Below are 13,030 nucleotides of genomic sequence, written 5' to 3' on the forward strand. Positions count from 1 at the left end.
CTATTTAAAATAGCTCCAGACAACATTTGACAACGTTGTTTATTTAAATATAATTTAACAAAAATTAAGCAAGCTAAGGCAATAGTATGAAAAAAGTTGTTTGTATAGGCGAAATGTTAATCGACTTCGTGAGCACTGACATAGGCACAAATTTGGTAGAGGCTGAACAATTTTTGAAAAAGCCCGGTGGTGCGCCAGCAAATGTAGCGGCTTGTGTTGCTAAATTGGGTGGCGTTTCATACTTTGCAGGCGCCGTAGGCAATGATCCTTTTGGCACATGCTTAATCAATGAGTTAATCGATTTTAACGTGAATATTGAGTACGTACATAAAGTTACCACCCCTACCACTTTGGCATTTATTTCGTTAGCTCAAAATGGTGAACGCGATTTCGTTTTTAATCGTGGCGCAGATGCTGAATTTACATTGCCGCACAATCAAACGAGTTTGTTGCTAGAAAACAGTATCTTGCACTTAGGCTCTGCGACAGCTTTACTCGGCAGTCATCTATTTGAAAGTTATTTAACCGCAGCAAAATATGCTCGCGATAATAAACACTTTATTTGTTTTGATCCTAACTATCGTGAAGACTTGTGGAAAGATAATTTAGATGTCTTTATTCAGCGCTCCATACAACTTATCGAAATGGCGAATTTTGTTAAAGTCAGTGAAGAGGAGCTGGCATTACTAACAGGAGAACAAGACCTAGCCAAAGGTTGTGATTACCTGCATACCAAAGGCGTTAGTTATATTACGGTTACCATTGGCAGTAGAGGCTGTTTCTTATCAACCCCAACTGAGAAAAGCATTATTCCAGCGTACGAAATTACGCCAGTAGATACCACAGGTGCAGGCGATTCGTTTATCGGTGCTGTGTTATATCAATTATCACAAGCCAACTTAGCAGAATTAACCTATGCCGAGCTTGCTGGTTATGTTCAACTTGGTAACAAAGTTAGTGGTGTTGTGTGCGAATACTTAGGGCCTATGACAGGTTTAACCGATTTTGCTTCAATCCAAAAATTGGATAAGGCTTTGAAAGCAGCTTAAGCACGCTCCCACGTGTTGGTTACCATGTGTGACCTTTGGCCGCCTTAACCTCATGGCGGCTTTTTTTTGGCTAAAATTCACCGAGCCTATCGTTTAACACCCGCTTTCACGCCATCAACCAAGAACTTGTGTAAGGCAAAAAACACTATTAACACGGGTATGCTTGTCATACTTGCGTAGGCCATGACAGCCCCCCAATCAACACTATGACTAAAGAATTGCTGCATCCCCGTCATTAAAGGCCTGACGTCTTGTGCATTTGCAACCAAAACGGGTAACAAATACGCGTTCCAGCTACGTAAAAAGGTTAAAATAGCAACCGTAGCAATAACAGGTTTGGCCATAGGCATAACTATGCTGAAGAAAGTTTTCCAAATACTCGCACCATCAATTAGAGCGGCTTCTTCATAGTCTTTCGGAATACCTTTAAAGTATTGATAAAACAAAAAGATAAAAAATGGATTGGCTAACTCTGGAATAATTTGCACGTGCAAACTGTTAAACCACGAATAAACCATAGACCAACTACCGTTTTGGTATTCAATCCAAGGCAATTGAGTAACAATAAAAACTAACGGTAACACCACTGCTTCAAAAGGGACGATCAGCAAAGCCAACAACAAAACTAAAACGCTTTGTTTGCCAACCCAAGGAAATCTCAGTAACGAATATGCAGCCATAGCGTTAACCAAAGTACTGAGCACCACAGAAAACAATGTAATAATAATTGAATTAGTTAAATAGGTTAAAAACGGCGTCTGCTCAATGACATTTGTGTAGTTCTCTAAACCAACCCCTTGGGTTAAATCAAACATCGCAAGTAAACCAGCATCAGAGAATATTTGGCTCTCACTTTTAAAAGACGCGATAAATACAAAGACAATAGGAAAAACAAACACCGCACTAATCAATAGCAGCAGAACTCTGTGTATATACTTTGCTAACTTCAGAGGTTTATTTGTCATAACTAAGCAACCTCTTCTGTATTAAAGACAAAGACAAAATCACCATAAAATACAAGATACACACGGTTGCGCCATAGGCGATTTGTTGCTGGCGAAAGCCTTTTTCAATGGCATAAAACAATACGGTTGATGTTGAATCTTGAGGACCGCCCTGCGTCATAACATCCACTTGCACAAATAGTGCAAATGCAAAAATAGTGGTGGATAACACCACAAATATCATTGTGTGTCGCAGGCCTGGTAAAGTTACGTTTATAAATTGAGACCAAGGTGATGCACCGTCTAAGCTTGCAGCTTCATATAAGGATTTAGGAATTGACTGTAGCCCTGCAAGTATAATGAGCATTTGTACCCCTACCCCTTGCCAAGCAGACATACAGGCGATAGCAAATAAACTCCACTTTGGATCATTTAACCAATCAATTGCAATATAATCAGGCCAAAAGTAGCTGATAGCTTGATTTATCAAGCCTTCTTGCTGATGTAACATTAATGTCCAAACAACGCACACCACCACCATAGAGGTAACGACAGGCACAAAAAAAAGTAGCTTAAAAATCGCTGCTCCTACAAAATTAAGGCGCAACGCTAACGCTAACGCCAGAGCAAAAAGCACTTGCATTGGCACCACCATAAGCACAAATTTGCATGTATTCAGAAATGAGCGAATAAATAACACGTCTCTAGCCATGACCACCCAGTTTTTTCCAAACCAATGTAATTGTGTCAATTCAGAGTATCCAAATAACGCTTCTGTGCCCCGCACTAAATTTCTGAGTTTGGTGTGACTTTTTTCTTGGTATATAAAAATATCTTCAGTTTGTCCTTCAGCGACATTAGCTGGCCTAAACTCAATAATTTTTATCCCTAACAACCTTTTGTAGTTCTCTAAACCAATAAAATGAGCAGAGTTAGGTGACAGTAATCGTTCGTCCGTTAAAGAAACGCCAACCGACACCAACAGGGGTAGACACAAAAAAATGAGCAGCAAGATAGCCGCAGGCATAGCCATTAACCAATAATGTCGTTTATCTTGCTGCATACCTGTGTAGTTAAATTGAAACTCAGAATCGGTAGGTATTTTGGATGACATTTAACGATACCCTCGATTATCTAAGATATTAAGCTCAATTTCATCGACCGCCCTATCAAGAGACTCAGGTACATCCGAACCTTGTGCTATGCGCCTAACAGCCTTAGAAAAAATAGCGGAAATAGCTGGATATGCAGGTGTTGACGGACGCAAAACAACATTACTCTCCGACATTAAATATAACTCGCGCAATACACCACCTTCTCGATAACGAGGTAATTGTTTGGCTGCCATTTTCGAGGTAGGAATAAACCCAGTACCTTGATTAAAAAATGCTATTTCTTCGTCTTGCATTAAAAAGGCTATAAATTTTGCGGCTTGTTTGGGTTTAGAACAATTGCGAGTAACTGTGTAGTGCCAGCTCCCCCCGCCTATATATGCACCATTGGCAAAATCTACCGGTGGTAAAATAAGTAAATCGTCACCCACTGCTTGGCGGTAGCGGTCAACCATCCAACTTCCAGTATAATGCACAGCCAACAAACCTTGCTCAAACTGGCCATGCTCTAAACTACTTAATTGGGTGAGTTCTTCTTTAAGTAATTTTTGTACCCACAGCCCCCACATCACAGCCGCAGAGCTGTTTAAATAACCTTCTGATTTAAGATAATTTTTGCGGTCAATTAGGTCACCACCATAACTATAAAGCATAGGTAAAAATGCGTATGCTGGCCACTCTCCGGCTCCGGCCAAATTCATATCTAATACGTACTTGTATCGCCCTTGCTGCTTAATTTTTTTTAACAGCGAATTAAATTCGTCCACTTTCCAAGGCTTAGCTAAAGTTGGAATACGTAAATTTAAAGAATCGAGCAAGGATCGTCGGGTGAATAAAGCTAACGCGATATCGAAAGGCCCGAGTGAATATGTCTTGCCATTGTATTGACCAATTCCACTTTGATTAACGTGGCTAAAGTCGTCTTGTGAAATTAAATTGTGACTATGTTGCTCATCTACATACAAGGGTTGAATCAGACCTGACCAAGCATAATTTGCAACATTTGGCAGATCGACAGCTAATATACAAGGTAAGTCTCGTGCTAACGCACCACCTATTACACTCTCACTATACGAACCGTAAGGGATTGCTTGCACTGAAATAGTTTGAAGGGGGTTAAGTTTATTAAATCTTTCAACCTGCTGAGCAAAGGTGCGCATCTCGTCTTCGGCCGACAAAGTTCGCCAAAGCGCTATGGTTTCAGCTTTGGACTGAGCACAACAAAGAATCAACACACAACACAAAACTGTTCGCAACATAACCGGCACTAAGTTTATTCACTAAGCTAATCATCGCACGCACTTATGATTCTGTCATGTTTTTAGCGTAAAAAAGACATAAATTAACAACGTTGATTATTTTTCTTGTACTCATCCGCATATATGAAAAAACCCCGTAGTGATTACACTAACGGGGTTTTAATTTTACTACTAGCAGTAAGTTTTAGTATCTATAAGTCTCAGGCTTGAACGGGCCTTCAACTTCAACACCAATGTACTCAGCTTGTTTTTCAGTTAGCTTAGTCACAACACCACCAAAACCTTTAACCATGTAAGAAGCAACTTCTTCATCTAATTGTTTTGGTAATACTTCAACAGTAATTTTCTCTGCTTTTTCTGCTGCTGGTAAATCAGCAAATTTAGCACCGTATAAGTGAATTTGCGCTAATACTTGGTTAGCAAATGAACCATCCATAATACGTGATGGGTGACCTGTTGCATTACCTAAGTTAACCAAACGACCTTCTGATAATAAGATTAAGAAATCAGTAGCGTCGTCACTACGATACACTTGGTGTACTTGTGGTTTAACTTCTTCCCAACGCCAGTTTTCACGCATAAATGCAGTGTCAATTTCGTTGTCGAAGTGACCGATATTACATACAACAGCACCTGCTTTTAATGCTTGTAATACGTTTTTATCACATACATTAAAGTTACCTGTTGTAGTAACAATTAGGTCAGTTTTTGCAAGTAAGGCTGTGTTGATGTCTTCAAGCTTACCAGTGTTGATACCATTGTTGTAGGTAGAAACAACCTCATAACCGTCCATACAAGCTTGCATTGCACAAATTGGGTCAACTTCAGTTACAGAAACTATCATGCCTTCTTGGCGTAAGCTTTGTGCAGAGCCTTTACCCACATCACCGTAACCAATTACTAATGCTTTTTTACCTGATAATAAATGGTCAGTACCACGTTTAATTGCATCATTTAAGCTATGACGACAACCGTATTTATTATCGTTTTTAGACTTAGTTACTGAGTCATTTACATTGATAGCTGGAACTTTTAATTCACCTTTTGCCATCATTTCTTGTAAACGATGTACTCCAGTTGTGGTTTCTTCAGTAATACCGTGAATGTGCTCTAATAATGCAGGGTATTTGTCGTGAAGAATTTCAGTTAAGTCGCCACCATCGTCTAATACCATGTTTGCATCCCATGGCTGACCATCTTTATTAATGGTTTGCTCAATACACCAAACGTATTCTTCTTCGGTTTCGCCTTTCCACGCAAACACAGGTACACCTGCAGCAGCGATAGCCGCAGCAGCGTGATCTTGCGTAGAGAAAATATTACAAGATGACCAACGCACTTCAGCACCTAACTCAACTAATGTTTCAATTAACACACCAGTTTGAATTGTCATGTGAATACAACCTAAGATTTTTGCACCTTTTAATGGCTGCTCAGCTTTATATTTTTCACGAATTGCCATTAATGCTGGCATTTCACTTTCTGCGATAGATAATTCTTTACGGCCCCAATCGGCAAGGCTGATATCGGCGACTTTATAGTCTGTCATTCTGGACTCCGTTATTACGATTAATTTTTAATTCTGAATATCTGAGCTAATGCTAGCCTTGATATTGAGCTAATAAAGTTTGTTGCTGTTCTTTACTGATGCGAGGGCCAAAACTTTGCACAACCTCAGAAGCGGCAGCACAAGCGAATTCAGCCGCTTTAGCTGTTTGCCAACCATTACAAGTTGCGTACAAAAACGCGCCGGCAAACATATCACCCGCCCCATTGGTATCAACAGGTTTTACTTGCGGCGCATTTACTTTTACTTCGCCTTCAGCTGTGAATACGCTGGCACCTTCTGCACCGCGTGTTACCGCAACTTGTTTGGCTCGGGTTAACAATACTTTTGCTGCTTCAGCTAGGTTATCAGTGCCTACAAAAGTTAAAGCTTCTTCCTCATTACAGAATAATAAGTCGATTGGATCACTACCCAATAACTCATCTAAACCATCTTTGAAATATTTGACCATAGACGGGTCTGAGAAAGTCATGGCAATTTTATTACCATTTGTTTTAGCTTGAGCTTTTGCTTGTAAAATTGCTTGGCGTGCAACATCTGAAGTGACTAAATAACCTTCAATATATAAATATTCAGCGTCAGCTAGTTCTTCAATAAATAATTCTTTAGCAGAAAAATCGGCAGTAATACCAAGATAGGTATTCATGGTACGCTCAGCATCGTCGGTTACCATAACCATACATTTACCGGTTTGGCCATGTAAGTCGAGTTCTGCAACACGAATATCCACACCCGCTTGCTGTAAGTTGTCACTATAAAATTGACCACTCTCGTCATCACCCACTTTACAAGATAAAAATGCGCTACCACCAAATTGGCATAAACCCACTAATGAGTTAGCAGCAGAACCACCACCAGCGCGTTTAAGCATAGTGAATTCTTGGTTTAATTTATCTAATAAAACTTGATGGGCTTGCTCGTCTAATAAGGTCATTAAACCTTTTTCAATGTTTTGACGCGCCAAAAAGTCGTCCGTTACTTCAAACTCAAGGTCAACCAGTGCGTTACCGAGTCCGTATACATTGTACTTGGCCATTAAGATTCCGATTATTGCTTAGTAATTTAGCCGGAGATCATAATGACTACTGAGCTAATTACAATCACTATCCACCAAATCATCGCAGTTTCTTTGATAATTCGCCGACAATGTTGAATATCCGCAGCTTCTGGTGGTGGAAAGTCGCCAATTCGCGGACGATTTACCTTTTGTTCACCATAAAAAAGTGGCCCCGCTAACTGGCGTTTTAAACTGTGCGACATAGCATAAAATAAACAAAAACTACCACAGCGATACTGTTTATCAAACTGGCGCAGTGTTTTGCCCATTTTAAAAAATGATTTAACAGGCGCTCGGAATAATAAAATTGACCATGCGAATAAGCGCACTGGCAGATAACTAATTAAAGTAAAAAGAAAATTAATGCTTTTACTGAAATGCTTAAACGCAGGTAGTTTAATATTCCAACTTTGCTGCAGTACAGCCAACAAACGATAAAACAATACAAACAGCGGCCCTAGTAGTAAATACCAGAATAAAATTGCAAAGTATTGATAGGCACTGTGCAACAACATAGATTCAATACTTGCTTTGGCTACGCCCATGGGCGATAACTTGCTGACATCACGCAAAACAGTGTCACTTAATCTATCTCGTGCCAGCAGCTTTTGTTGTTTGTCTAATGCTTGTTTTACTTTGAGCTGAGCTTTCCAATTGCTTTGGTCAGTTAAACATAACCACAATATCAACCAGTCAACAAATAAAGGGAACTCTACTAACGGGATATAAAACCAAATAATGGCCAACAAAGGTAGAATTGCGCTGATTAAGCCCATAAAACCTGAAATAACCAGTTGGCTGGAATTACGCTTTGGATCAGGGTTAACTTTTTCGCCAAGTTTATAAGTCACCAAAGCGAAAAAGAAAATAGGGTGATATTTAACTGAAACAGGCAAAACCCGAGCTGTAATAGCGGCCAGCGCTAATACCAAGACTTGGTAGCTATAAGCTGGAAACTCAGGTAATGCCGCAGTGTCTAACATAAACGAATAAAGTCACAAACCAATTGCGACGAGTGTTTCGCCGCCTGATGTAAAAAGGTTTCAAAACTTTGGTGTGATGACTTGCCTGCAATATCAGACAAAGCTCTCACCACAACAAATGGCGTATTAAACTGCGCACAAACTTGCGCGATTGCTGCTGCTTCCATTTCAACCGCTATCATATTTGGAAAGTTATCTCTTGCTTGCGCTACTTTGTCTGGGCACGCCATAAAACTGTCGCCGGAACAAATTAAACCAACTTTAGCTTGTAGATCACTTTGACGTGATGCCGCAGCTAACGCACGTTCGACCAACTTCGCATCCGAGGTAAAAGCCGCTGGAAAACCATAACCCTGCCCCATCTCAAAACCAAAGGCGGTTAAGTCAACATCATGGTGACGCACTTCGTTAGAGATAACTAAATCACCAACTTCTAAGTCTTCAGCAAAACCACCGGCAGAGCCAGTGTTTAATACCAAACTTGGTTTGTGATTATCTAACAACATAGTGGTCGACATGGCTGCCGCGGTTTTGCCAACACCACTTTGCACTAACACAACATTTTTGCCTGCCAAACTACCGGTATAAATAGTACAAGGTCCATGTTGCTCTGCTACCTTATTTTCCATTTGTTTGAGCAAGATACTAACCTCTTGCTCCATTGCGCCAATAATGCCGATTTTCATCTAGTTATAACCTTGTAAGCAGCTAATTTGTTGCAGCATACCACAAAACAATAAAGGTTAAGCAACAGCTTGTGGAGCGTTAAGATCTTGCGGCATTTTGGCAATTAATGGTTTAACTGGGCGTGTTGGCCCTTTAGGTTCAACCGGGCGCACATTTAATGGTGTAAGTTTGCCTTTGCCGATTTTAGCTGACAAACATTCACGGATTTCTGACGCTTTATAACCAGCTTTTATACGTATACGAACATGCGGAATGCCAACGGTTTCAAGTGCTCCACGAACAAACCAATCAGGTTTTGCTTTGTAACCTTGTTTTGATTCAGTGTTTACTAAATCAATTGCCGCAACTGGCTCGAACGTTTTTCTATCTAGCAATACAAAATCTAAACTTTTGTTTGACGCTTTAGTTTTAGCAATTTGCGCTGCTCTAGGTTTTATACTGCCTTCTGGCTGCAATAAGTCATTTAGCTTTACTCGGCTAATTACCCGAAATTGGTCACCTACAGCTTGCTCAAGTTTAATCATAAAGGCGACCTCTGGTGCTGAATAAAGTGTATTTCGTTTTTGAAATGGAAAAGGCGCACCTGATTGAGTTAAATGAATTGCCGCACCAGCAACAATAACTAGCACCATAATTAGCACAATAATTAATAGATCCATATACCACTCCTAAACAACAAAAAATTGACGTTCAAACAAAAAAATGACTGTTATGGGAGTGATTTAGCAAAGGCTGTACCAAGTTAGTGAATAAATTTCGTCTTAAGCACAATCGAAACCTGCAATATCGTTGGCAGGTAACAGCTCTAGCTCAATAAATTGGGATGTTGCAGCTAAAGATTTAATACTGCGAACAGCGTCAACAACACTAGCATAACCAAGGTGCTGTAACGAACCGAGTGTTAACACAGCAAATCTATAGTCGGGATTAGTTGCGGCTAATTTAGACATTATTGTTTTTTGCAAGAGTTTAGCGCTTGCGTACATAGGATGAGATCTTTTGCTGTAATGGTCAAATTGGCTAGCTATGGAGCCGACGCTGACAATAACTGCTCCAGCTTTTAGCTTATTTTGTGCTTTCAATAGATGAAATAAATTTAGTAGCGCCCTTGGGCCGGAATTCGTGAACTTGTCAAATTCTTCAACTAGCATTTGTGAACTTTCACCCCATTCAGAGACGAGGTAAATCACTAATTCGATATCGCCTGGTAGTTTTGCAACTTCTGCCGTATCGAGATTTTTGATATCACAGTGCAACTGAATGAGTTTGTCATCGGTAACATCTATCCTACTGCGGGATATCCCTATGACATGATCATAATCATTTTTTAACTCAACTAACTTTCTTCCTAAACCTTGACCCATGCCAACAATAAGCAGATTTCCTTTCATGTTTTATCTCAGCTAATTAAATAGTTAGACCGTTAAACGATGATGTCATACATATTTACCGCTTGCTATAAAAATTGCCTCCACCTTAAAATATACAGCCTCATATCAACTTAGAGTTTAGTGTGAATTTTTATCAATTTCGTCAGCTACGTCTTGCCAAAGCCACTAGAGCTTTTAATGCACGAGGTATTACGGTCAAACGATGCGAGCAATGCCAACTTCCCTTGTTTGCCTGCATATGTCAGTGGAAGACCACTGTAAAATGTGAACTGGACGTTATATTGATAATGCATACGGATGAGATATTAAAACCTAGCAATAGCGGACATTTAATCAGTGAAGTATTGGGAGAAAACTGCCACTTATTCGAGTGGTCACGTACCGAACCAGAAGAAAAACTACTTCATTTGCTAAATGACAAAGAGCGCCAATACGCGATATTGTTTCCGCCCCCGTTAGAGCAGGCGAGACAACCAAGTCGTCCGATAACAATAGCGCCAACAATCAATAAAATAAAAGCGCAAAGCCCTCAGAAGAAATTAACCCTAGTGGTTCTAGATGGCACATGGCGACAATGTAAACGCATGTTCAATCAAAGCCAGTGGTTATACCATATTCCATGTTTTAATTTAGATGTGAGTCAGCAAGCTCAATACAAATTAAGAAAGTCAGCTGAAGTCCATCAATTGGCAACAGCCGAAGCAGCCGCGTTAGCATTTTCACAATGGCAACAAACAGAAGCGGCAGAAGTATTGCAGAATTATTTTTCAGTTTTTAACCAACACTATGCAGCTAGCAAACTCAATGTCACACCGCAACTAACAAATGAACACGAGTTTTTGCAAAATTATCAGAAAAACACCTCTAGTTAGTTAAACTGAACACAGCTTAACTAACTTTGTCTTGCGTAGATTGTTTCGCCACTAGCTGACAAAATTCTTCTATCGGCAAAGGTTTGCTAATTAAGTAACCTTGGCCGTATTGGCAGCCTAAGCTAGCTAATAAGTCTTGTTGCTGAACAGTTTCTATCCCTTCAGCAACCACTGTCATATTTAACCCTTTAGCCATATTGATAATTGAGCTAACTAAAGCGACATCGGCTGTGTCTTGCTCTATATCTCGCACAAACAATCGGTCAACTTTAATTTTAGAGATAAATGAACGGTAATTTTTCACGTAACTTAATGCAGAATAACCTGTACCAAAATCATCAATCGCAATTTTGACTCCAAGTTTCTCAAGCTCTTCAAGTAATCTGTTGATATTCGTATTGCCTGACTCGTTAATCATTGAACGCTCAGTTACTTCAATTTCTAAGCGGTTTTGCGTAAGTGGATATCGAGTTAGTACATTATCCAAATAATCGACAATATCCGGTTGTTCAAAATCAAGTGGACAAAAATTGACTGTACCAAATAGTGGCAGTCCTTTTCCTTGCAACTTGTGCAATTTTTTAACCGTTTCAGTTAAAACGTAGCGGTCAATTTCAACTACATCACCCGTTTCTTCGGCCAACGCAATAAATACATCAGGACGCACTGCACCGTATTCAGGGTGAAACCAACGGCATAAGGCTTCAAAACCAACAATTGTGCCATCTTCTATCGCAAAAATTGGCTGGAAATAAACCTGTATTTCGTCGTTTTCTAGCGCGGTTTTCAACGCTGTCTTTAACCGAGACTTAACCATAAGGTCTTCAAACATCTCAGCTGAGAAGGTTTTGTATTGGCTTTTACCGGCGTTTTTAGCTTGAAACATTGCTGTATCGGCATTGGCAATTAAATTGGTTGCTGTGTCAGCATCGTCTGGGTACATAGAAATACCAATGCTGCACGACAAGCTCAATTTATCACTGGCAACACCATAAGGCTCTTTGATTTTTTTCAAAATACTTTCAGCAAAAATGTTCAGCTCAGCGCCTTGCAAATCAACCACTACCATAAACTCATCGCCGCCTATTCGCGCCAAAAAGCCGCCATGCGGTTTAACAAATTGCTGAATGCGCGCAGAGACAATGCGCAGAATTTCATCACCAACCAAGTGGTGATGTGTGTCGTTAATATCTTTGAAACCATCAAGGTCAACAAACATCAAAGCAAAACGACCGTTAAAGCCGACTTGGCGAATTTTTTCTTCAAGCAATTGCAAGCCATGACGTCGGTTTGCTATACCAGTTAAATCATCATGGTTAGCCTGATAAGTTAAGTGTTTTTCGTATTGTTGTTTAGCCGATAAATAATCTTGCGTGTCATGGCGTAAACGATTAAAACTAGTGACGATTTGATTGAGTTCATCGTCTATATACGGCGCTCTGTCTAACTCAATTTCTCGTTTTAACGAATCATCTAACTTAAATGAGCGCATGTGGTTGACTATGTTAGACAAATGCCGTGACAGCATAAATCCAATCAAACGAATGGAAATAATTGCAACTAGTGCGGCGGAAAACACATAAACCAAAATAACGTAAAAGACAGAATCTTTGACATAGCGATTTATCGCCTGCTGATCCAACCAAATATAAATAGTACCGACTTTTTCATTTTGGTGACTGAGAGTTTTGGTAAATTCTGGCTCACCTATTTTTAAGCCGTATAAATAATGCTCGCCAGTTTCACTAATCACTTCTGCTGCGGCAATATACTGGGTTTGACTTAAACCCGATGCCATATACTGGACTGTTTCTTCTTTAAAACTCCATAAAGCTTCTGACAAACTGTCACTTATAAGTTCGATGTTTTTTTGAATATCGGCTTTTATCTGATCAGATACTTTGTAAAATTGAACGGTCGAAAATAACGAAACAATTAGCAAAGTAGCGCATAAGCTTGACACTATCAGAGCCAAAACCACCCGCGCTTTTAATGAATGAAGTGAAAATTGTTTTAATAGCCGATAAATGGCTGCGTACATATCAAACCCTATATGGAAAACACACTCGTGCAACAGCACCACAGCTGTAACTAAATAGTAGTCAATAT

The 13,030-nt window shown here is 39.8% G+C and carries 12 protein-coding genes; 2 read left to right on the forward strand and 10 right to left on the reverse strand.

Annotation, left to right across the window (positions count from 1 at the left end; translation table 11 throughout):
- Positions 1-86 precede the first annotated feature (86 nt).
- A complete protein-coding gene (locus ACMZOO_RS04375; protein ID WP_440905567.1) occupies positions 87-1,049 on the forward strand; it encodes a carbohydrate kinase family protein in 963 nt (320 codons plus the stop codon).
- Positions 1,050-1,135: 86 nt separating this feature from the next.
- On the opposite strand, the gene ACMZOO_RS04380 is transcribed toward ACMZOO_RS04375, so the two are convergent.
- The 9 genes from ACMZOO_RS04380 to ACMZOO_RS04420 all read right to left on the reverse strand — a co-directional run bounded on the left by ACMZOO_RS04380 (position 1,136) and on the right by ACMZOO_RS04420 (position 10,049).
- Positions 1,136-2,014: a carbohydrate ABC transporter permease gene (locus ACMZOO_RS04380; RefSeq protein ID WP_440905568.1), complete on the reverse strand. Its 879-nt coding sequence runs from the start codon at positions 2,012-2,014 to the stop codon at positions 1,136-1,138.
- Positions 2,004-3,107, reverse strand: a complete 1,104-nt coding sequence (locus ACMZOO_RS04385; RefSeq protein WP_440905569.1) for a carbohydrate ABC transporter permease — start codon at positions 3,105-3,107, stop codon at positions 2,004-2,006. Before ACMZOO_RS04385 ends, ACMZOO_RS04380 begins: the two co-directional genes overlap by 11 nt.
- Complete coding sequence (locus tag ACMZOO_RS04390; protein ID WP_440905570.1) at positions 3,108-4,364, reverse strand: extracellular solute-binding protein; 1,257 nt, start codon at positions 4,362-4,364, stop codon at positions 3,108-3,110.
- 184 nt (positions 4,365-4,548) lie between these two features.
- Positions 4,549-5,913 carry an adenosylhomocysteinase gene (ahcY, locus tag ACMZOO_RS04395; protein ID WP_440905571.1) on the reverse strand — a complete coding sequence of 455 codons (1,365 nt, stop codon included), beginning with the start codon at positions 5,911-5,913 and terminating at the stop codon, positions 4,549-4,551.
- A gap of 52 nt (positions 5,914-5,965) precedes the next feature.
- Complete coding sequence (locus tag ACMZOO_RS04400) at positions 5,966-6,967, reverse strand: adenosine kinase (RefSeq protein WP_440905572.1); 1,002 nt, start codon at positions 6,965-6,967, stop codon at positions 5,966-5,968.
- A gap of 26 nt (positions 6,968-6,993) precedes the next feature.
- Positions 6,994-7,971 (reverse strand): cobalamin biosynthesis protein CobD/CbiB, encoded by a 978-nt coding sequence (locus ACMZOO_RS04405; RefSeq protein ID WP_440905573.1) that lies wholly within the window; start codon positions 7,969-7,971, stop codon positions 6,994-6,996.
- Positions 7,965-8,657, reverse strand: a complete 693-nt coding sequence (gene mtnN / locus ACMZOO_RS04410) for a 5'-methylthioadenosine/S-adenosylhomocysteine nucleosidase (protein ID WP_440905574.1) — start codon at positions 8,655-8,657, stop codon at positions 7,965-7,967. The genes ACMZOO_RS04405 and mtnN overlap by 7 nt, the downstream gene beginning before the upstream one ends.
- A 57-nt stretch (positions 8,658-8,714) precedes the next feature.
- Entirely contained in the window at positions 8,715-9,317 is a 603-nt protein-coding gene (locus tag ACMZOO_RS04415) for a DUF2726 domain-containing protein (protein ID WP_440905575.1), read from the reverse strand.
- Positions 9,318-9,419: 102 nt separating this feature from the next.
- Positions 9,420-10,049: a hypothetical protein gene (locus ACMZOO_RS04420; protein WP_440905576.1), complete on the reverse strand. Its 630-nt coding sequence runs from the start codon at positions 10,047-10,049 to the stop codon at positions 9,420-9,422.
- A gap of 122 nt (positions 10,050-10,171) precedes the next feature.
- On the opposite strand from ACMZOO_RS04420, the gene ACMZOO_RS04425 reads away from it, so the two are divergent.
- On the forward strand, positions 10,172-10,921 hold the full coding sequence (locus tag ACMZOO_RS04425; protein ID WP_440905577.1) for a tRNA-uridine aminocarboxypropyltransferase: 750 nt from the start codon (positions 10,172-10,174) through the stop codon (positions 10,919-10,921).
- 16 nt (positions 10,922-10,937) lie between these two features.
- Here ACMZOO_RS04425 and ACMZOO_RS04430 read toward each other — a convergent pair whose 3' ends face one another.
- Entirely contained in the window at positions 10,938-12,962 is a 2,025-nt protein-coding gene (locus ACMZOO_RS04430) for an EAL domain-containing protein (RefSeq protein WP_440905578.1), read from the reverse strand.
- Between the last annotated feature and the right edge of the window lie 68 nt (positions 12,963-13,030).

The organism is Catenovulum sp. SX2 (genome assembly GCF_052056295.1).
In the GTDB taxonomy this organism is placed as follows: domain Bacteria; phylum Pseudomonadota; class Gammaproteobacteria; order Enterobacterales; family Alteromonadaceae; genus Catenovulum.